Source organism: Kitasatospora sp. NPDC052868 (assembly GCF_044547105.1).
Taxonomy (GTDB): domain Bacteria; phylum Actinomycetota; class Actinomycetes; order Streptomycetales; family Streptomycetaceae; genus Kitasatospora.
On record NZ_JBITZW010000005.1, the window covers coordinates 1 to 18917 of the forward strand.

Here is an 18917-nt window from a genome sequence, read left to right on the forward strand (position 1 = left end):
GTCGCCCAAGCCCGCCTCCGCATCCCCCGCGAAGAACACCAGAAGTTCTTCACCAACCTCCTCGGCGACATCACCGAACCCACCGCACCCTTCGGCCAGTTGACCACCAGGGCGGACGAGCCCGACGCCGAGGCCACCGTGCCGATGGACGCCTCGCTCGCCCAGCGGCTGAGGGACCAGGCCCGCCGGCTCGGCGTCAGCCCGGCCACCGTCCTGCACCTCGCGTGGGCGCGGGTGGTCGCGGCCACCTCCACCCTCGACGACGTCGTCTTCGGCACCGTCCTGTTCGGCCGCATGCAGGCCGGCTCGGGCGCCGACCGCGTCCCCGGACTGTTCATCAACACCCTCCCCGTCCGCGTCCGCACCGGTGACACGACCGCCATCGAGGCCCTGCGCGCCACCCAGACGCAGCTCGCGGACCTCCTCGTCCACGAGCACGCCCCCCTCGTCCTCGCCCAGCAGGCCAGCGACCTCCCTGCTCAGACCCCGCTGTTCAGCTCCTTCCTCAACTACCGCCACAGCGGCGGCGCCGAGCACGGACCGGAGTCCGCGCTCGAAGGCGTCGAGCTCCTGCACAGCCAGGAGGGCGCCACCTACCCGCTCGCGGTCTCCGTCGACGACACCGGCACCGGCTTCCTCCTCACCGTCCAGGCCGCCGCACCCATCGACCCGGCCCTCGTCGCCACCCTGCTGCACACCGCGACCGACAACCTGACCGCGGCGCTCGAAACGGCACCCCACACCCCGCTGCACAGCATCGGCGTCCTCGACGACGCCGAGCGCCACCGGCTGCTCGCCGACTGGAACGACACGGCGGCGCACACCCCCGCCGGGACGCTGCACCAGCTGTTCGAAGCCCAGGTGAACCGCACCCCCGACGCCGTCGCGCTCAGCCACCGGGACGACCGGCTCACCTACGCGGAGCTGAACGCCCGCGCCAACCGCCTCGCCCGGCTGCTGGCCGAGCAGGGCGTCGGCCCCGACAGCCTCGTCGGCGTGCTCATGGAGCGCTCCACCGAGCTGGTCGTCTCCCTGCTCGCGATCCTCAAGGCCGGCGGCGCCTACCTCCCCATCGACACCCGGGCGCCCGCCGACCGGATGAACCTGATCCTCCAGGACACCGCCGCGCGGATCCTGCTGGTCGACTCGGCCATGAGCGGCCACGGGTTCGCGGCGACGGCGGCCGAGCAGGGCGTGACCGTCCTGACCGTCGGGCCGGAGACCGGGAGCAGCATCGCGGACGCCACCGACCCGGCCCACGCCACCCGGCCGGAGCACCTCGCGTACGTGATGTACACCTCCGGCTCCACCGGGACGCCGAAGGGCATCGCGACCACGCACCGTGACGTCGTGGAGCTGGCCTCGGACGGCTGCTGGCACCTGGGCCACACCGACCGGGTGCTCCTGCACGCCCCGCACGCCTTCGACGCCTCGACCTACGAGCTCTGGGTCCCGCTGCTCGCGGGCGGCGAGGTCGTGGTCGCCCCGACCGGGGACCTGGACGCCGCCGCCGTGCGCTCGCTGATCGTGCGGCACGGGATCACCCACATCCACGTCACGGCCGGCCTGTTCCGGGTCATGGCCGAGGAGGACCCGGGGTCCTTCGCCGGCGTGCGCGAGGTCCTCACCGGAGGGGATGTCGTGCCCTCCGGAGCGGTCCGGCGCGTGCTGGACGCGAACGCCGGGATCGTCGTACGGCACCTGTACGGGCCGACCGAGGTGACGCTCTGCGCGACCCAGCACTCCGTGGACGCCGCCGCGAACGTCGGGAGCACCCTGCCGATCGGCCGACCGCTGGACAACACCGCCGTCTACGTCCTGGACGGCGGACTGCAGCTGGTCCCGCCGGGAGCGGTGGGTGAGCTGTACGTGGCGGGTGCGGGTCTGGCCCGCGGCTACCTGAACCGCCCGGGCCTGTCGGCCGAGCGCTTCGTCGCCGACCCGTTCGGCACTCCCGGCGAGCGGATGTACCGCACCGGTGACCTGGTGCGCTGGCGCGCGGACGGCACCCTGGAGTTCGCCGGCCGCGCCGACGACCAGGTGAAGATCCGCGGCTTCCGGATCGAGCTCGGCGAGGTCGAGTCCGCACTGGCCGCTTACCCCTCGGTCGCCCAGGCCACCGTGATCGTCCGCGAGGACAACCCCGGCGACAAGCGCCTGATCGGCTACGTCGTCCCGGTCTCACCGCAGGCCGCGGACACCGAGGCGCTGCGCAGGCACCTCGCCTCGGAGCTCCCCGACTACATGGTCCCCAGCGCGATCATGCTGCTGGAGACCTTGCCGCTGACGGCCAACGGCAAGCTCGACCGCAAGGCCCTGCCCGCCCCGGACTTCACGGCCGACGCCTCCGGCCGGGCACCGCGGACCGAGCAGGAGGAGGCCCTCTGCACCGTCTTCGCCGAGGTCCTCGGCGTCACCTCGGTGACCATCGACGACAGCTTCTTCGAGCTCGGCGGCCACTCCCTGCTCGCCACCCGCCTGGTCAGCCGCATCCGCACCGCACTCGGTGTCGAGGTCGGCATCCGCACCCTCTTCGAGGCCCCGACCGTCGCCGGCCTGGCCGAGCGCCTGGGCGCAGCCGGCACGACCCGGCTCGCGCTGACCGCCGACGAGCGCCCGGACGCGGTACCGCTGTCCGCCGCCCAGCGCCGACTCTGGTTCCTCGGCGAGCTCGAAGGCCCCAGCGCCACCTACAACATCCCCACCGCACTGCGGCTCAGCGGCACCCTCGACCACGAGGCCCTCCGAGCCGCACTGCACGACGTCATCAAGCGCCACGAAGTCCTGCGCACCGTCTTCCGCACCGCCGACGGTCAGCCCCACCAGCACGTCCTCGACCCCGCGGCGGTCGCCTTCGACCTCCCCGTCACCGAGGTCACCGAGGCCGGTCTGGAGCAGGCCCTGGCGGACGCGGCCGGGTACGTCTTCGATCTGTCCACCCAGGTCCCGCTGCGTGCGGAGCTGTTCACCACCGGGCCGCAGGAGCAGGTCCTGCTGCTGATCGTCCACCACATCGCGGGCGACGGCTGGTCCATGGGCCCGCTCGCCCGCGACATCTCCACCGCCTACGCGGCCCGACTCGAAGGCAACGCCCCCACCTGGGCGGCGCTGCCGGTGCAGTACGCCGACTACACCCTGTGGCAGCAGCAGCTCCTCGGCGAGGACACCGACCCCGCCAGCGTGCTGTCCCAGCAGCTCACCCACTGGCGCAAGGCCCTCGCCGACCTGCCGGAGGAACTCCAGCTGCCCACCGACCGGCCCCGCCCGCCCGTCGCCACCCACCGGGGTGCCACCCTGCCCGTCCAGGTGCCCGCCGAACTGCACCAGCAGCTCAGCGACTTGGCCCGCTCCCGCGGCGTCACCATGTTCATGGTCCTCCAGACGGCCCTGGCGGCCTTGCTCTCCCGCCTCGGCGCGGGCACCGACATCCCGCTCGGCACGCCCATCGCCGGACGCACCGACGAAGCCCTCGACGACCTGGTCGGCTTCTTCATCAACACCCTGGTCATGCGCACCGACCTGGACGGCGACCCGAGCTTCGGCGAGCTCCTGGGCCGTGTCCAGGACGCCGGCCTCGGCGCCTTCGCCCACCAGGACATCCCCTTCGAGCGCCTCGTCGAGGAGCTCGCCCCCACCCGCTCGATGGCCCGGCACCCGCTGTTCCAGGTCATGCTCACCCTGCAGAACAACAGCAGCACCCGACTCCACCTCCCCGGCCTCACCGCCACCGCCCTGCCCAGCGGCGAGCTCCCCGCGAAATTCGACCTGGACTTCCAGTTCGGCGAACTCTTCGACGCACAGGGCCGACCCGCCGGCCTCCAGGGAGCCGTCACCTTCGCCCTCGACCTGTTCGACCACGCGACCGTCGCCACCATGGCCCAGCGCTTCACCCGGGTCCTGACGGCCGCCGTCACCGACCCCGAGCAGCCCGTCAGCCGGATCGAGATCCTCGACCCGGCCGAGCGCGCCCTCATCCTCACCGGCTGGAACGACACCGACCGCGAGCTCCCCGCCACCACCCTGCCCGAGCTGTTCCAGGCCCAGGCGGCCCGCACCCCCGACGCCACCGCCCTCGTCCACCAGGGCGCGGAGTCGACCTACGCGGAGCTGAACGAGCGCGCCAACCGCCTCGCCCACCTGCTGACCGAGCACGGCGTCGGCCCCGAGACCCTGGTCGGCATCCACCTGGAACGCTCCACCGACCTCGTCACCGCGCTCCTCGCGGTCCTCAAGGCCGGCGGCGCCTACCTGCCGATCGACCCCGACTACCCCGCCGAGCGCATCGGCTACATGCTCGGCGACGCCCGGCCCGCCCTGGTCATCACCAGCGAGCGCACCCGGCGGACCCTCCCCGAGGCCGAGTCCGTCGCCCGGATCGTCCTCGACGACCCGGACACCCTCACCCGCCTCGCCGGGCTCGACACCACCGACCCCGTCAGCGCCCTCCTGCCCAGCCACCCCGTCTACGTCATCTACACCTCCGGCTCCACCGGCCGCCCCAAGGGCGTCGTGATCGAGCACAGCGCCCTGGCCCACTACCTGCGGTGGAGCGTCGAGGCCTACCCCTCCGTCCGGGGCGGGACGCTGCTGCACTCCTCGGTCGCCTTCGACCTCGCCGTGACGACGCTGTACGCGCCGCTGATCAGCGGCGGCCGCATCGAGATCGCGCCCCTGGAGGACGGCGCACGCGTCCAGGGCGGCGACCGGCTGACGTTCCTCAAGGGGACGCCCAGTCACATCCCCCTGCTCTCGGTGCTTCCGGAGGGCTTCTCACCGAGCGGCGAGCTGGTCGTCGGCGGCGAGCAGCTGCTCGGCGAGGTCCTCGACGCCTGGCGGAAGGTCCGCCCGGGGGCCACCGTGGTGAACGAGTACGGTCCGACCGAGGCGACGGTCGGGTGCATGGAGTACCGGGTCCTCCCCTCGGACGCGGTACCGGACCGGGCCGTCCCCATCGGGCACCCGATCTGGAACACCCGCCTCTACGTCCTGGACTCCCACCTCCAGCCCGTCCCGCCCGGCACCGTCGGCGAGCTCTACGTCGCCGGTGCCCAGCTGGCCCGCGGCTACCTGGGCCGCCCGGGCCTGTCCGCCGAGCGCTTCACCGCCAACCCGTTCGGCGAGCCCGGCGAGCGGATGTACCGCACCGGCGACCTGGTGCGCCGACGCGCCGACGGCAACCTGGAGTACGTGAGCCGGGCCGACGCGCAGGTGAAGATCCGCGGTTTCCGGATCGAGCTCGGCGAGGTCGAATCGGTCCTGGCCGCACACCCCTCGGTCGCCCAGGCCACCGCCGTCGCCCGCGAGGACAACCCCGGGGACAAGCGCCTCGTCGCGTACGTCGTCGCCGCCGCACCGGAGGCGGTGGACACCCTGCTGCTGCGCAAGCACATCGCCTCGGAGCTCCCCGACTACATGGTCCCCAGCGCCATCGTGCAGCTGGAGGCCCTGCCCCTGACCGCCAACGGCAAGCTCGACCACCGGGCGCTGCCCGCGCCGGACTACGCGGTCGGCGCCTCCGGGCGGGCGCCCCGCACCGCCCAGGAAGAGGTCCTCTGCACGGTCTTCGCCGAGGTCCTCGGCCTGCCGGGCGTCGGCATCGACGACAACTTCTTCGAGCTCGGCGGCCACTCCCTGCTGGCGACCACGCTGGTCAGCCGGATCCGTGCGGTGCTGGGCATCGAGGTCGGCATCCGGGCGCTGTTCGAGACGCCCACCATCGCCGGCCTCGGCGCGCGGCTGGGCCTCGGCACCTCGCAGGACGCCCTCGGCATGCTGCTGCCGATCCGCCCGCACGGGGAGCGCGCACCGCTGTTCTCCATCCACCCCGGCGGGGGGCTGAGCTGGTGCTACTCGCCGCTGGCCCGCATCGTGCCGACGGAGCACCCGCTCTACGGGCTGCAGGCCCGGGGGCTCGACGGTTCGCCCGAACTGCCCCTCTCCATCGAGGAGATGGCGGCGGAGTACGTCGAGCGGATCCGCACCGTCCAGGCGTCCGGCCCGTACCACCTGATGGGCTGGTCCTTCGGCGGCGTGGTCGCGCACGAGATGGCGGTACAGCTCAGGGCCGCCGGCGAGCAGGTGGCAGGGCTGACCCTGCTGGACTCCTACCCGTTGAACCTGCTGGAGACCATGGTGACCGTCCCGCCGAGCGGCTCCGGCGACGCGGCCGGTCAGGCACCGGGCGCCGGGACGACCGACAACGCCGAGGCCGCCGAGGCCGCCGAGGCCGCCGAGATGGCCGACCTCGCGGAGATCATCCGGGGCGGCGACTCGGTCATCGAGCTCACCGACGAGGAGGTCGAGACGGCCGCCCGGGTGATCCGGAACAACGCCAGGCTGATGCGGGAGCACACGCCGCGCACCTTCGACGGGGAGCTGCTGCTCGTCGTCGCCACCGGTGACAAGCCGGCGAGCGCCCGCCCGGCCGGGATCTGGGAGCCCTACGCCTCCGGCGGGGTCCGGGAGCACCCGATCGCCTGCACCCACGCGGAGCTGGTCGAGCCCGACCGGCTGCGGGAGGCCTGGAACGCCATGGCGGAGCGGTCGGGATCGGACGGCGCGGAGACCCTCGGCTGACCCGGCACCGCGGACGGGGCCCGGCGAGCACCGCCGGGCCCCGTCAGCGGAACGCCTGAACGCCTGAACGCCTGAAGGGGTCCGCCCGGTCGACCAGACCGGGCGGACCCCTTCGTTGCAGCCCTCGGCAGCCCCCGACCCGACCAGCCCGGACCCGGCCAGCCCGGACCCGGCCAGACCCGACCAGCCCGGGCCGCCCCGCCGTCCGATCAGACCGTCGCCCGGTCGGCACCGGGCAGCGTGCGCATCCGCCGGGCGGCCCGGTTGCGCTCGGCGAGCTGGTCGTCCGGCGGGTAGCCGACCTCCTCCAGCGTCAGCCCGTACGGCCGGATCACGTTGACCGCGGAGTTGCGCACCCCCCCGGCCAGCACCTCCCCGGGGAAGTCCACCGGCCGGTGCCCGTCCCCGACCAGCAGCATCGCGCCGACCAGGGCCCGGACCATGTTGTGGCAGAAGGCGTCGGCCCGGACGGTGGCGACCGCGAGCGAGCCCTCCTGCGCCGCGTAGCCGTCCACCGGGACGCGGTCCCAGTGCAGCTCCAGCAGGGTGCGGATGGTGGTCGCGCCCTCGCGCTTCTTGCAGTACGCGGCGAAGTCGTGTTCGCCGAGCAGCAGCTCGGCGGCCTCGTTCATCCGGTCGACGTCCAGCGGCCGGTCGTGCCAGAGCACGTGCCCGCGCAGCAGCGGGTCGACCCCGCCGGGGTGGTCCGCGACCCGGTAGGCGTACCGCCGCCAGACCGCCGAGAACCGCGCGTCGAAGCCGGCCGGCGCCTCGCCCACCCGGTAGATCCGGATGTCACCGGGCAGCCGCCCGGCCAGCCTGCGCAGCAGCTTCCCGCCGTGCTCGGCCCAGAGCTCCTCCGGGAGGTCGACGTGGGCGACCTGGCCGCGCGCGTGCACCCCGGCGTCGGTGCGCCCGGCGACCGTCAGCGGGAACGACCCGGGGCTGCGGGTGACGATCTGCAGCGCGCTCTCGATCTCCTCCTGCACCGTCCGGCGGCCACCGCGCTGGCGGGCCCAGCCGGAGAACTCGGCGCCGTGGTAGGCGAGGTCGAGCCGGATCCGGACGTGCCCGTCGGCCGGGCCGTCCTTCACGGGGGGCTGCTCCACGCAATCGTTGGCCACTGCTACTACTCCCAGGGGATAAGGAACGGGCCCGCTCCCCCACGAATGGGAGAACGGGCCCGCAACACCTAAAGGTGTCAGGCCTGCTCGGCCTCGACGGCCTCGTCGGCCTTGGTCTCCTCGACCTTGGCCGCCTCGGCCTCCTTGACGGCGCGCTTGGTGGCGCCCTCGGCCTCGCCGACGGCGGTCTGCGCGACGGTCAGCGCCTCGACCAGCTCGATCACGGCCATCGGGGCGTTGTCGCCACGACGGGGACCGATCTTGGTGATACGGGTGTAACCACCCGGGCGGTTCTCGTAGCGCGGCGCGATCTCGGTGAAGAGGGTGTGCAGCACCGAGACGTCGGTGATCGTCTTGCGAACCAGGCGACGGTTGTGGATGTCGCCCTTCTTCGCCTTGGTGATCAGCTTCTCCGCCAGCGGGCGCATCCGACGGGCCTTGGCCTCGGTCGTGGTGATGCGGCCGTACTGGAAGAGCTCCCGGCACAGACCGGCGAGCAGCAGCGGCTCGTGGTGCGGGCCGCCGCCGAGGCGGGCACCCTTGGTGGGACGCGGCATGGATTACTCCTTGAATCTCCGACTACGGCCGTATCAGGTACCGCAGCGGGCGTACCGGCACTGTTGCCCGTACGACTTTCGTGGTGGCGGGGACGGCTCCGGGGAGCCGCCCCCGCCCCAAACTCTTAGTACTGCTCGGTCTCCGCGTAACCCGCGTCGTCCAGGTCGTCGGCGCCGAAGGCGTCGGCGGCGGCGGTCGGGTCGAACCCGGGCGGGCTGTCCTTGAGGGCCAGGCCCATGCCGGCCAGCTTCGCCTTGACCTCGTCGATCGACTTCGCACCAAAGTTGCGGATGTCGAGCAGGTCGGCCTCGGAGCGGGCGACGAGCTCACCCACGGTGTGGATGCCCTCGCGCTTGAGGCAGTTGTACGACCGAACGGTGAGCTCCAGCTCCTCGATCGGCAGCGCCAGGTCGGCGGCCAGGGCGGCGTCCGTCGGGGACGGGCCCATGTCGATGCCCTCGGCGTCGATGTTCAGCTCGCGGGCGAGACCGAACAGCTCCACCAGGGTCTTGCCGGCCGAGGCCATGGCGTCACGCGGGCGCATGGCGGGCTTGGTCTCGACGTCGACGATCAGCTTGTCGAAGTCGGTCCGCTGCTCGACACGGGTGGCCTCGACCTTGTAGGTGACCTTCAGCACGGGGCTGTAGATCGAGTCGACCGGGATGCGGCCGATCTCCTGGCCGGAGGCCTTGTTCTGGACCGCGGAGACGTAGCCGCGACCGCGCTCGACGGTCAGCTCCATCTCCAGCTTGCCCTTGCCGTTCAGCGTGGCGAGGACCAGCTCGGGGTTGTGCACCTCGACACCGGCCGGCGGCGCGATGTCGGCGGCGGTGACGACACCCGGGCCCTGCTTGCGCAGGTACATCACGACCGGCTCGTCGTGCTCCGAGGAGACGACCAGCTGCTTGATGTTGAGGATGAGGTCGGTGACGTCCTCCTTGACGCCCGGCACGGTGGTGAACTCGTGCAGGACGCCGTCGATGCGGATGCTGGTGACAGCGGCACCCGGGATCGACGACAGGAGGGTACGGCGCAGGGAGTTGCCGAGGGTGTAGCCGAAGCCCGGCTCCAGCGGCTCGATCACGAACCGCGAGCGGAATTCGTCGACGACCTCTTCGGTCAGCGAGGGGCGCTGAGCGATCAGCATGTTCAGATCCTCCAGTTGTCTTCGGCACCCACTATTTGATGCCGAACAGAACCAGCGTACGGGGTCCTGCACACAGCGACATTCACTGCGCAGGACCCCGTACGTGGTTTAAAGCAACACCGATGCCCGAAGGCCCACCATCAAACGCGGCGGCGCTTCGGCGGACGGCAGCCGTTGTGCGGGGTGGGGGTGACGTCCTGGATCGAGCCGACCTCCAGGCCGGTGGCCTGGAGCGAACGGATCGCGGTCTCGCGGCCGGAGCCCGGACCCTTCACGAAGACGTCAACCTTGCGCATGCCGTGCTCCTGCGCGCGACGGGCAGCGGCCTCGGCGGCCATCTGCGCGGCGAACGGGGTGGACTTGCGCGAGCCCTTGAAGCCGACGTGGCCGGCGGAGGCCCAGGAGATCACGTTGCCCGCGGGGTCGGTGATCGAAACGATGGTGTTGTTGAACGTGCTCTTGATGTGCGCGTGGCCGTGAGCGACGTTCTTCTTTTCCTTGCGGCGGATCTTCTTCGCGCCGGCAGCCTGACGACCCTTGGGGGGCATAAGTCTGTTCTCCTACTGAGGTGGTCGGTCCGCTGACCCGCGGGCCGGAGGGATGTCCGGTTACGGGACGGACTACTTCTTGCCCGGCTTCTTCTTACCGGCAATCGCGCGACGCGGGCCCTTGCGGGTACGCGCGTTGGTGTGGGTGCGCTGACCGCGGACCGGCAGGCCACGGCGGTGACGCAGACCCTCGTAGCAACCGATCTCGACCTTGCGGCGGATGTCGGCGGCCACCTCACGGCGGAGGTCACCCTCGACCGTGTAGTTGGCGTCGATGTACTGGCCGAGCTTCACAAGGTCTTCCTCGGAGATGTCGCGAACGCGGACATCCGGGTTGACACCGGTCTCGGACAGGGTCTGCTGAGCGCGGGTACGGCCGATGCCGTACACGTACGTAAGGGCGATCTCGATCCGCTTCTCACGGGGGAGATCAACGCCGGCGAGGCGTGCCATTCATGGCTCCTGTGTTTCTTCAGAGGTCTTGCGTGCCACCTACTCCGACACCTCACGGTGAGGGAGCCCCGGCCTCTGACCGGGGGCGGCAGTCCGCCCTTCGTGGGACGGATCGGGTGGCCCGCTTATGACGTTTTCGCGTCGCGCGAAGTACTACGAGAAATGCTGGGGGAGAGCAATCAGCCCTGGCGCTGCTTGTGGCGCAGGTTGTCGCAGATCACCATGACCCGGCCGTGACGGCGGATCACCTTGCACTTGTCGCAGATCTTCTTGACGCTCGGCTTGACCTTCATGTCTCAGGTTCTCCGGGTCTAGATCTGACGTTGTTACTTGTAGCGGTAGACGATCCGGCCGCGCGTGAGGTCGTAGGGGCTGAGCTCCACGACGACCCGGTCGTCCGGCAGGATGCGGATGTAGTGCATGCGCATCTTGCCGCTGATGTGCGCGAGGACCTTGTGACCGTTCTGCAGCTCGACCTTGAACATCGCGTTCGGAAGAGACTCGATCACGGTGCCCTCGATCTCAATGGCGCCTTGCTTCTTAGCCATGAACTGCGAGATCCACCTTCCGGGACCGGCTACCGTATGCGGCACGCTCGTGCGAACCTGGGTTCACCCCGACCCGTGAGGGAAGAGGGCGTGCTGAAGCACGCTACGAGTGAGCCGACGGTCCATCCTACGCCAGCACGTCGGATGCACCAAAACGGAGCCCGGAGGGTCAGCGCTTGGCCATGATCGCCAGCGGCTCGACGTGCGCGGTGCAGGCCGAGCAGCGGCGGGCCGCCTCCGGGATCTCGGTCAGGCACTCGGGGCACGGGCGCTTCGGGGCCTTCGGCTTCTTCGGCATGTAGCGGGCGGTGGCCTTGGTCACCGGCAGCACGACGCAGAAGTACAGCACCGCGGCGGTCATGATGAACGCGATCAGCACGTTCAGGAACTGCCCGTACGGGAAGGTGACGCCGGCCACCGTCGCCTTGTACGAGCTGAAGTCGCCGGCCGCGCCGACCACCACACCCACCAGCGGGGTGAGGAACGCCGACACGAACCCGGTCACCACACCGGTGAAGGCGGCGCCGATGACGACACCGACCGCCATGTCGACGACGTTGCCGCGCATCATGAAGTCGCGGAATCCCTTGAACACTGCTCTCTCCTGGTCGCTCGAAGCCACTGCCAGCCGATAAAAATAGGACAAAAGCCCTGGAGGTCCAAACCTCCAGGGCTCCGATCCCTTGTCAGACGCGGCCGTCGGCTAGCCGAGGGGGTCCGGAGCTGCGGTGATACCCAGCTTGGCCAGTTCGGCCCGACCGCCGTCGAAGGAGGTCAGGACCAGCGGCCCCTGCTCGGTGACGGCCACCGAGTGCTCCCAGTGCGAGGCCCAGGTGCCGTCGTTGGTGACGACCGTCCAGTCGTCCTCCAGCACGGTCGTGTGGGGGGTGCCCAGCGAGACCATGGGCTCGATCGCCAGCACGGTGCCCGGGACGAGCTTGGGGCCCTTGCCGCGGCCGCGCTCGACGTAGTTCAGGACGTGCGGCTCCATGTGCATGGCCGTGCCGATGCCGTGGCCGCCGTAGCCCTCGGTGATGCCCCACTTGCCCTTGGGGGGCAGCGGCTGGCGGCGGATGAAGCCCTCGATCGCCTTGGAGACGTCGACCAGCCGGTTGTTCTTCTTCATCTGGGCGATGCCGGCCCACATCGAGCCCTCGGTGACCCGACTGAGCATCTCCACCTCGGGGCGGACCTCGCCGACCGTGACGGAGATCGCCGCGTCGCCGTGCCAGCCGTCCACGATGGCGCCGCAGTCGATCGAGATCAGGTCGCCCTCCTGGAGCACCCGCTCCCCCGGGATGCCGTGCACGACCTCGTTGTTCACCGAGGCGCAGATCACCCCCGGGAACCAGAGGCCGCCGTGGTTCGCGCGGAAGTTGGAGGTGGCGCCGTGGCCGGTGATGACCTTGTCCGCGATGTCGTTGAGCTCCTGGGTGGTCACCCCCGGAGCCACCGCCTCCCGGCAGGCCTTCAGCGCCTCGGCGACGACCAGCCCGGCCACTCGCATCTTCGCGATCTGCTCGGGGGTCTTGATCTCCACCATCTGGTCACGCCTTCCTTGGGTTCCCGCCCGGTCCTTGCCTGGCGGCCGTGCACTCGTTCCACCGTACGACGCCGTACGGCCGCGCTGCCCCGAAGGGCGTGCGCGGCCGTACGTACGTGATGTTGCTCAGCTGTTCTGCTTCAGCGCCTCGATCGCGCGCTGGGTGACCTCGCCCACCTTGCCGAGGGCCGGGATCGTCTCGACCAGGCCCTGCTGGCGGTAGTAGTCGATGATCGGCTCGGTCTCCGTGTGGTAGACCTCGAGGCGCGTGCGCACCTTCTCCTCGGTGTCGTCCGAGCGCTGGTACAGCTCGCCGCCGCACTCGTCGCAGACGCCCTCGGACTTCGGCGGGTTGTAGTCCACGTGGAAGACGTGGCCGCCGTCGTTGCGGCACAGTCGGCGACCGGCGATCCGACGGACCACCTCGTCCTCGGGGACCTCCAGGTCCAGCACGCCGTCCAGCGCAATGCCGTGCTCGGCGAGGAACTCGTCCAGCGCCTTGGCCTGGCCGAGGTTGCGCGGGAAGCCGTCCAGCAGGAAGCCGTTGACGGCGTCCGGCTGGAGCATGCGGTCCTTGGCCATCCCGATCGTGACCTCGTCCGGCACCAGCCGGCCCGCGTCCATGTAGCTCTTGGCCTCGAGCCCCAGAGGGGTGCCCTGGCCGATGTTGGCGCGGAAGAGGTCGCCGGTGGAGATGTGGGGGATGGACAGGGTCTTGGCGAGCAGGTGCGCCTGAGTACCCTTCCCGGCCCCGGGAGGCCCGACGAGGACGATACGCATCAGCGGAGGAACCCTTCGTAATTGCGCTGCTGGAGCTGGCTCTCGATCTGCTTCACAGTTTCGAGTCCGACGCCGACGACGATGAGCACGCTGGTGCCGCCGAACGGGAAGTTGGTCTGCTGTCCGAAGGCGACCAGGGCGATCATCGGGATCAACGCGATCAGGCCCAGGTAGAGCGAACCCGGCCACGTGATGCGGGTGAGCACGTAGTTCAGGTACTCGGCCGTCGGCCGGCCGGCCCGGATACCCGGGATGAACCCACCATACTTCTTCATATTGTCGGCAACTTCTTCGGGGTTGAAGGAGATGGCCACGTAGAAGAAGGCGAAGAAGACGATCAGCAGGAAGTAGGTGGCCATGTAGACGGGGTGGTCACCCTTGACGAAGTTCGTCCTGATCCACGTCGCCCAGCCCGCCTGGCTGTTGGTCAGCTGGACCGCCAGGGCGGGAATGTACAGCAGCGACGAGGCGAAGATGACCGGGATGACACCGGCCTGGTTCACCTTGAGCGGGATGTAGGTCGAGGTGCCGCCGAACGCCTTGCGGCCGATCATCCGCTTCGCGTACTGCACCGGAATCCGGCGCTGTGCCTGCTCCACGAAGATGACCAGCATCACAACGATGATTCCGACCGCGACCACGGAGAGGAACTCGACCCAGCCGCCGCCGATGGTGCCGGAGGTCTTGATCGCCCACATCGAGCCCGGGAAGCCCGAGGCGATCGAGGTGAAGATCAGGATCGACATGCCGTTGCCGATGCCGCGGTCGGTGATCAGCTCGCCGAGCCACATGATGCACGTGGTACCCGCGGTCATCGTGATCACCATGACGGCGATCCGGAAGACCGACTGGTCCGGCACGATCTGGTTGGCGTAGACGCAGCCCGAGAACAGCGCCCCACTGGAGGCCGTCGCCACGATGCCGGTGCCCTGCAGGACTGCGAGGGCGATGGTCAGGTAGCGCGTGTACTGGGTGATCTTCGCCGTACCGGCCTGACCCTCCTTCTTCAGCGCCTCGAGTCGCGGGATCACGACGGTGAGGAGCTGGAGGATGATGCTGGCCGTGATGTACGGCATGATGCCGAGCGCGAAGATCGTCAGCTGAAGGAGCGCGTTACCGCTGAAGAGATTTACCAGCGCGAAGAGGCCGCTGTTCTTGGTGTCCTTCACACAAGCATTGACGGCCTCGAAGCTGACCCCCGGTACGGGAATGTGCGAGCCCAGGCGGAACAGCACCATGATGCCCAGCGTGAACAGCAGCTTCTTGCGCAGGTCGGGCGTCTGGAACGCCCGCGCGAACGCACTGAGCACGGTGCCTCCTGCGCCTCCCGCACGTCGTCGGCGGGAGGGTCGGTCCTGAATGGGGAGTTTGCGGTTCGGGCTCCCGTACAGACGGCACAGGCGAGCCTTAGCGCAGCCTACAAGGGAACTCCACGGACTCTAACAGTGCGCAGCCACTCGAAAGAAGCGCGTACGGCCCCTCCCCCACGCATGGGGTACGGGATGCCCGGGTTTGCCACACAAAAGAACGAGGCCCGTACCCGCTCGGGAGCCGCGAAGGCGAAAACACACGAGCCCCGCACCTCCCGAAGGGGAGGTGCGGGGCTCGTGGGAGGTCAGCGGGCTCAGACGAGCTCGGTGACGGTACCGCCGGCGGCGGTGATCTTCTCGGCGGCGGAGCCGGAGACGGCGTCCACCGTCACCTGCAGCGCAACCGAGATCTCGCCGGTGCCGAGCACCTTGACGAGGGAGTTCTTGCGAACCGCGCCCTTGGCGATCAGGTCCTCGACAGTGACCTCGCCACCCTGCGGGTAGAGCTCGGCCAGCTTGTCGAGGTTGACAACCTGGAACGTGATCTTGAACGGGTTCTTGAAGCCCTTCAGCTTCGGCAGGCGCATGTGGAGGGGCATCTGGCCACCCTCGAAGCGCTGCGGAACCTGGTAGCGGGCCTTGGTGCCCTTGGTACCACGACCGGCGGTCTTACCCTTGGAGCCTTCACCACGGCCGACACGGATCTTGTCGGTCTTGGCACCCGGGGCGGGACGCAGGTTGTGGATCTTGATCGGCGAGTCAGCCATCTCAGTCCACCTCCTCGACCGTGACGAGGTGACGCACGGTCTGGGCCATCCCGCGGATCTCGGGACGGTCCTCCTTGACGACCACATCGTGCATGCGCTTCAGACCCAGCGAGCGCAGCGTCTCGCGGTGGTTCTGCTTGCTGCCGATGTAGGACTTGGTCTGCGTGATCTTCAGGCGAGCCATCAGGCGCTCACCCCTGCAGCACGAGCCCGCAGCAGAGCCGCGGGAGCCACGTCCTCCAGCGGCAGGCCACGACGCGCGGCGATCTCCTCGGGGCGCACGAGGCCCTTCAGAGCAGCCACGGTGGCGTGCACGATGTTGATCGCGTTGTCGGAGCCGAGCGACTTCGACAGGATGTCGTGGATGCCCGCGCACTCCAGCACGGCACGCACCGGGCCACCGGCGATAACACCGGTACCGGGGGCGGCCGGCTTCAGGAGCACGACGCCGGCAGCCTTCTCGCCCTGGATCGGGTGCGGGATGGTGCCCTGGATACGGGGGACCTTGAAGAAGTTCTTCTTGGCCTCCTCAACACCCTTGGCGATGGCGGCCGGAACCTCCTTCGCCTTCCCGTAGCCGACACCTACGGTGCCGTCACCGTCGCCCACCACGACCAGCGCGGTGAAGCTGAAACGACGACCACCCTTGACAACCTTGGCGACACGGTTGATCGCGACGACACGCTCGACGTAAGCGGTCTTCTCGACGGCGGGGGCGTTGCCCCGGTCGTCACGCTTACGGTCGCGCCGCTCGCCACCGCCGGTGCCGCCGCCGGCGCCGCTACCGCGGCGCTGGGGTCCAGCCATTGGAATTACCTCTCTCGATTACGTCCGTCGACTGAGCCGACGAGCGGCTTAGAAGTCGAGCCCGGCCTCACGGGCGGCATCGGCCAGAGCGGCGATGCGGCCTGCGTACCGGTTGCCCGCGCGGTCGAAGACGACCGACTCGATGCCGGCGGCCTTGGCGCGCTCGGCGACCAGGCTCCCGACCTTCTTGGCCAGCTCGGTCTTGTCGCCCTCGACGCCCTTGATGGACACGTCGAGGGTGGACGCCGACGCCAGGGTGTGACCCTTGGCATCGTCGATGACCTGGGCGACCATGTGGCGGTTCGAGCGGGTCACGACGAGGCGCGGACGCACCTCGGTGCCGGTGACGCGCTTGCGAACACGGATAGCGCGGCGCTTGCGAGCGGCGCTCTTGTAGGCGTTGCCCTTGCCGATCTTGACAGAGACGCTCATCGCTTACTTACCACTCTTTCCGACCTTGCGGCGGATGACCTCGCCCGCGTACTTGACGCCCTTGGCCTTGTACGGGTCGGGCTTGCGCAGCTTGCGGATCTTTGCGGCGACCTCGCCGACCTTCTGCTTGTCGATGCCGTCCACGTGGAACTTGGTGGCCGACTCGACGACGAAGGTGATGCCCTCAGGGGCCTCGACCAGGATCGGGTGGCTGTAGCCCAGCTGGAACTCCATGTCGGAGCCCTTCGCCAGAACTCGATAGCCAACACCGCTGATCTCCAGCGACTTGCGGTAGCCCGCGGTCACGCCGGTGATCATGTTCGCCACCAGCGTGCGGGAAAGGCCGTGCAGGGCCTTCGACAGACGCTCGTCGTTGGGGCGGGTGACGAGCAGCGTGCCGTCCTCGCCCTTGCCGATCTCGATCGGCGCGGCGACATGGTGGGTGAGGGAGCCCTTCGGGCCCTTCACCGAGACCGCCTGGCCATCGATGGTGACGTCCACGCCGGCGGGAACCGGGATGGGCAGCCGTCCAATGCGCGACATTGCTGTACCTCCGTTTCCCGAATTACCAGACGTAGGCGAGAACTTCTCCGCCTACGCCCTTCTTGGCAGCCTGCTTGTCGGTGAGGAGACCCGAGGACGTGGAGATGATCGCCACGCCCAGGCCGCCGAGCACCTTCGGCAGGTTGGTGGACTTTGCGTAGACCCGCAGGCCCGGCTTGCTGATCCGCTTGATGCCAGCGATCGAGCGCTCACGGTTGGGGCCGAACTTGAGCTCGATGGTCAGCTTCTTGCCGACCTCGCCCTCAACGGGCTCCTCAACCTTGTAGGAGGAGATGTACCCCTCCTGCTGCAGGATCTGGGCGACGTGCGCCTTGATCTTGCTGGCCGGCATCGCCACGGAGTCGTGGTACGCCGAGTTCGCGTTACGCAGACGCGTGAGCATGTCTGCGATGGGGTCGGTCATGGTCATGATGGCCTCAGGCCTCTCTCGCCGTGGTTTCTCCGCGCGAGGTCCCCCGCACTCCGAGGAGTGCGGGGCACAGGCGCAGGGGACCTACGACGTAGTAAGTCTGGGTGCGAGCCCTCCGAAGAGGATCAGCGGTCGCTATGGAGCAACCGTGACAGGGGGCCCGACCCCACTACCTTACGGGATTCCGTACGGGAGCCCAAAAGCGGGCGATGTGGGGTCGGGCACCTTGCTTCGCTTGGTGTGCCTTCAAGCTCTGGAGCTCTTACGAGAAGAGGACTACCAGGAGCTCTTGGTCACGCCCGGCAGCTCGCCGCGGTGCGCCATCTCACGGAGGCACACACGGCACAGGCCGAACTTGCGGTACACCGAGTGCGGACGGCCGCAGCGCTGGCACCGGGTGTAGGCCCGGACGCCGAACTTCGGCTTACGCTCGGCCTTCGCGATGAGGGACTTCTTCGCCATTGGCTCACGCCTCCTTGAACGGGAAGCCCAGAGCACGCAGGAGCGCCCGGCCCTCGTCGTCGGTCTGAGCGGTGGTCACGACGGTGATGTCCATACCGCGCTGACGGTCGACCTTGTCCTGGTCGATCTCGTGGAACATAACCTGCTCGGTCAGACCGAAGGTGTAGTTGCCACGGCCGTCGAACTGCTTGGGGGAGAGGCCACGGAAGTCGCGGATACGCGGCAGAGCCAGCGACACCAGACGGTCCAGGAACTCCCACATGCGGTCACCACGGAGGGTGACGTGGGTGCCGATCGGCTGGCCCTCGCGCAGCTTGAACTGCGCGATGGACTTACGAGCCTTGGTCACGGCCGGCTTCTGACCGGTGATGGCGGTCAGGTCGCGGATCGCGCCCTCGATCAGCTTGCTGTCACGGGCGGCCTCGCCGACACCCATGTTGACCACGACCTTGACCAGGCCGGGAGTCAGCATGACGTTCTCGTACGAGAACTGCTCCTGCAGCTGACCCTTGATCTCGGAGTTGTAACGCTCCTTGAGACGGGGGGTCACCTTCTCAACAGTCGTCTCAGACATCAGATGTCCTCACCGGTTCGCTTGGCAACGCGGATCTTGTTGCCCTCGTCGTCGAAGCGGTAGCCAACGCGGGTGACGACCTTCTTGCCGTCCTTCTCCACGACCAGCTGGACGTTGGAGACGTGCACCGGGGCCTCGACGGTGACAATGCCACCCTGAGTGCCCGGGCCCGGCTTGGTGTGCTTCTTGACCCGGTTCACACCCTCGACCAGGACCTTGTTCTCGGCGGGGATGGCCTGGATGACCTTGCCCTGCTTGCCGCGGTCCTTGCCGGTGATGACCTGAACCAGGTCACCCTTCTTGATCTTCATGCTG

Annotated in this window: 21 protein-coding genes; 1 reads left to right on the forward strand and 20 read right to left on the reverse strand. The window is 69.2% G+C overall.

Translation table 11 applies throughout. The features are described 5' to 3' along the window. The first annotated feature begins 99 nt into the window (after positions 1–99). Positions 100–6576 (forward strand): amino acid adenylation domain-containing protein, encoded by a 6477-nt coding sequence (locus ACIGZJ_RS10590; RefSeq protein ID WP_396456870.1) that lies wholly within the window; start codon positions 100–102, stop codon positions 6574–6576. A 209-nt stretch (positions 6577–6785) separates the two neighbouring features. Here ACIGZJ_RS10590 and truA read toward each other — a convergent pair whose 3' ends face one another. From truA to rplX, 20 genes are all read right to left on the reverse strand, one after another. Then, on the reverse strand, positions 6786–7700 hold the full coding sequence (gene truA, locus ACIGZJ_RS10595) for a tRNA pseudouridine(38-40) synthase TruA (protein ID WP_396456871.1): 915 nt from the start codon (positions 7698–7700) through the stop codon (positions 6786–6788). 77 nt (positions 7701–7777) lie between these two features. After that, a complete protein-coding gene (rplQ, locus tag ACIGZJ_RS10600) occupies positions 7778–8257 on the reverse strand; it encodes a 50S ribosomal protein L17 (RefSeq protein WP_396456872.1) in 480 nt (159 codons plus the stop codon). A gap of 125 nt (positions 8258–8382) precedes the next feature. Beyond that, complete coding sequence (locus ACIGZJ_RS10605) at positions 8383–9405, reverse strand: DNA-directed RNA polymerase subunit alpha (RefSeq protein WP_030055844.1); 1023 nt, start codon at positions 9403–9405, stop codon at positions 8383–8385. Positions 9406–9545: 140 nt separating this feature from the next. Beyond that, a complete protein-coding gene (gene rpsK, locus ACIGZJ_RS10610; protein WP_030232513.1) occupies positions 9546–9953 on the reverse strand; it encodes a 30S ribosomal protein S11 in 408 nt (135 codons plus the stop codon). A 72-nt stretch (positions 9954–10025) separates the two neighbouring features. Then, positions 10026–10406, reverse strand: a complete 381-nt coding sequence (rpsM, locus tag ACIGZJ_RS10615) for a 30S ribosomal protein S13 (protein WP_392941131.1) — start codon at positions 10404–10406, stop codon at positions 10026–10028. Between the two features lie 179 nt (positions 10407–10585). Continuing rightward, on the reverse strand, positions 10586–10699 hold the full coding sequence (gene rpmJ / locus ACIGZJ_RS10620) for a 50S ribosomal protein L36 (protein WP_003956441.1): 114 nt from the start codon (positions 10697–10699) through the stop codon (positions 10586–10588). A gap of 33 nt (positions 10700–10732) precedes the next feature. Further along, positions 10733–10954 (reverse strand): translation initiation factor IF-1, encoded by a 222-nt coding sequence (gene infA / locus ACIGZJ_RS10625; protein ID WP_003956442.1) that lies wholly within the window; start codon positions 10952–10954, stop codon positions 10733–10735. Between the two features lie 169 nt (positions 10955–11123). Further along, a complete protein-coding gene (gene mscL, locus ACIGZJ_RS10630; RefSeq protein ID WP_396456873.1) occupies positions 11124–11549 on the reverse strand; it encodes a large conductance mechanosensitive channel protein MscL in 426 nt (141 codons plus the stop codon). Positions 11550–11657: 108 nt separating this feature from the next. Further along, entirely contained in the window at positions 11658–12497 is an 840-nt protein-coding gene (map, locus tag ACIGZJ_RS10635) for a type I methionyl aminopeptidase (protein WP_396456874.1), read from the reverse strand. A 126-nt stretch (positions 12498–12623) separates the two neighbouring features. Further along, positions 12624–13277 carry an adenylate kinase gene (locus ACIGZJ_RS10640; RefSeq protein ID WP_392941135.1) on the reverse strand — a complete coding sequence of 218 codons (654 nt, stop codon included), beginning with the start codon at positions 13275–13277 and terminating at the stop codon, positions 12624–12626. Next, positions 13277–14587, reverse strand: a complete 1311-nt coding sequence (secY, locus tag ACIGZJ_RS10645; RefSeq protein WP_392941137.1) for a preprotein translocase subunit SecY — start codon at positions 14585–14587, stop codon at positions 13277–13279. The genes ACIGZJ_RS10640 and secY overlap by 1 nt, the downstream gene beginning before the upstream one ends. A 314-nt stretch (positions 14588–14901) precedes the next feature. Continuing rightward, positions 14902–15354, reverse strand: a complete 453-nt coding sequence (gene rplO / locus ACIGZJ_RS10650) for a 50S ribosomal protein L15 (RefSeq protein ID WP_392941139.1) — start codon at positions 15352–15354, stop codon at positions 14902–14904. Position 15355: 1 nt separating this feature from the next. After that, the gene (gene rpmD / locus ACIGZJ_RS10655; RefSeq protein ID WP_030300409.1) at positions 15356–15538 is read right to left on the reverse strand and encodes a 50S ribosomal protein L30; all 183 of its coding nucleotides are present in this window, start codon (positions 15536–15538) and stop codon (positions 15356–15358) included. Continuing rightward, complete coding sequence (gene rpsE, locus ACIGZJ_RS10660) at positions 15538–16161, reverse strand: 30S ribosomal protein S5 (RefSeq protein ID WP_030055834.1); 624 nt, start codon at positions 16159–16161, stop codon at positions 15538–15540. The genes rpmD and rpsE overlap by 1 nt, the downstream gene beginning before the upstream one ends. 48 nt (positions 16162–16209) lie before the next feature. Continuing rightward, a complete protein-coding gene (gene rplR / locus ACIGZJ_RS10665) occupies positions 16210–16593 on the reverse strand; it encodes a 50S ribosomal protein L18 (RefSeq protein WP_360631627.1) in 384 nt (127 codons plus the stop codon). 3 nt (positions 16594–16596) lie between these two features. Then, complete coding sequence (gene rplF, locus ACIGZJ_RS10670; RefSeq protein ID WP_387949107.1) at positions 16597–17136, reverse strand: 50S ribosomal protein L6; 540 nt, start codon at positions 17134–17136, stop codon at positions 16597–16599. A gap of 22 nt (positions 17137–17158) precedes the next feature. Further along, positions 17159–17566: a 30S ribosomal protein S8 gene (rpsH, locus tag ACIGZJ_RS10675; protein ID WP_031063036.1), complete on the reverse strand. Its 408-nt coding sequence runs from the start codon at positions 17564–17566 to the stop codon at positions 17159–17161. A 276-nt stretch (positions 17567–17842) separates the two neighbouring features. Further along, entirely contained in the window at positions 17843–18028 is a 186-nt protein-coding gene (locus tag ACIGZJ_RS10680; protein WP_030393303.1) for a type Z 30S ribosomal protein S14, read from the reverse strand. A 4-nt stretch (positions 18029–18032) separates the two neighbouring features. Beyond that, complete coding sequence (gene rplE / locus ACIGZJ_RS10685; RefSeq protein ID WP_030393302.1) at positions 18033–18602, reverse strand: 50S ribosomal protein L5; 570 nt, start codon at positions 18600–18602, stop codon at positions 18033–18035. Continuing rightward, entirely contained in the window at positions 18602–18913 is a 312-nt protein-coding gene (gene rplX, locus ACIGZJ_RS10690) for a 50S ribosomal protein L24 (protein WP_371503333.1), read from the reverse strand. Before rplX ends, rplE begins: the two co-directional genes overlap by 1 nt. Positions 18914–18917: the final 4 nt, after the last annotated feature.

Bases quoted from the DNA above. Each gene is read 5' to 3' on its own strand.
- rpsM (WP_392941131.1), bottom strand. From the start codon at position 10,406: ATGGCACGCCTCGCCGGCGTTGATCTCCCCCGTGAGAAGCGGATCGAG.
- rplE (WP_030393302.1), bottom strand. From the start codon at position 18,602: ATGTCTGAGACGACTGTTGAGAAGGTGACCCCCCGTCTCAAGGAGCGT.
- ACIGZJ_RS10680 (WP_030393303.1), bottom strand. From the start codon at position 18,028: ATGGCGAAGAAGTCCCTCATCGCGAAGGCCGAGCGTAAGCCGAAGTTC.
- rplR (WP_360631627.1), bottom strand. From the start codon at position 16,593: ATGAGCGTCTCTGTCAAGATCGGCAAGGGCAACGCCTACAAGAGCGCC.
- rplF (WP_387949107.1), bottom strand. From the start codon at position 17,136: ATGTCGCGCATTGGACGGCTGCCCATCCCGGTTCCCGCCGGCGTGGAC.
- map (WP_396456874.1), bottom strand. From the start codon at position 12,497: ATGGTGGAGATCAAGACCCCCGAGCAGATCGCGAAGATGCGAGTGGCC.
- rpmD (WP_030300409.1), bottom strand. From the start codon at position 15,538: ATGGCTCGCCTGAAGATCACGCAGACCAAGTCCTACATCGGCAGCAAG.
- rpsH (WP_031063036.1), bottom strand. From the start codon at position 17,566: ATGACCATGACCGACCCCATCGCAGACATGCTCACGCGTCTGCGTAAC.
- rpsK (WP_030232513.1), bottom strand. From the start codon at position 9,953: ATGCCCCCCAAGGGTCGTCAGGCTGCCGGCGCGAAGAAGATCCGCCGC.
- ACIGZJ_RS10605 (WP_030055844.1), bottom strand. From the start codon at position 9,405: ATGCTGATCGCTCAGCGCCCCTCGCTGACCGAAGAGGTCGTCGACGAA.
- rplX (WP_371503333.1), bottom strand. From the start codon at position 18,913: ATGAAGATCAAGAAGGGTGACCTGGTTCAGGTCATCACCGGCAAGGAC.
- ACIGZJ_RS10640 (WP_392941135.1), bottom strand. From the start codon at position 13,277: ATGCGTATCGTCCTCGTCGGGCCTCCCGGGGCCGGGAAGGGTACTCAG.
- infA (WP_003956442.1), bottom strand. From the start codon at position 10,954: ATGGCTAAGAAGCAAGGCGCCATTGAGATCGAGGGCACCGTGATCGAG.
- rpmJ (WP_003956441.1), bottom strand. From the start codon at position 10,699: ATGAAGGTCAAGCCGAGCGTCAAGAAGATCTGCGACAAGTGCAAGGTG.
- rplO (WP_392941139.1), bottom strand. From the start codon at position 15,354: ATGGCTGACTCGCCGATCAAGATCCACAACCTGCGTCCCGCCCCGGGT.
- rplQ (WP_396456872.1), bottom strand. From the start codon at position 8,257: ATGCCGCGTCCCACCAAGGGTGCCCGCCTCGGCGGCGGCCCGCACCAC.
- rpsE (WP_030055834.1), bottom strand. From the start codon at position 16,161: ATGGCTGGACCCCAGCGCCGCGGTAGCGGCGCCGGCGGCGGCACCGGC.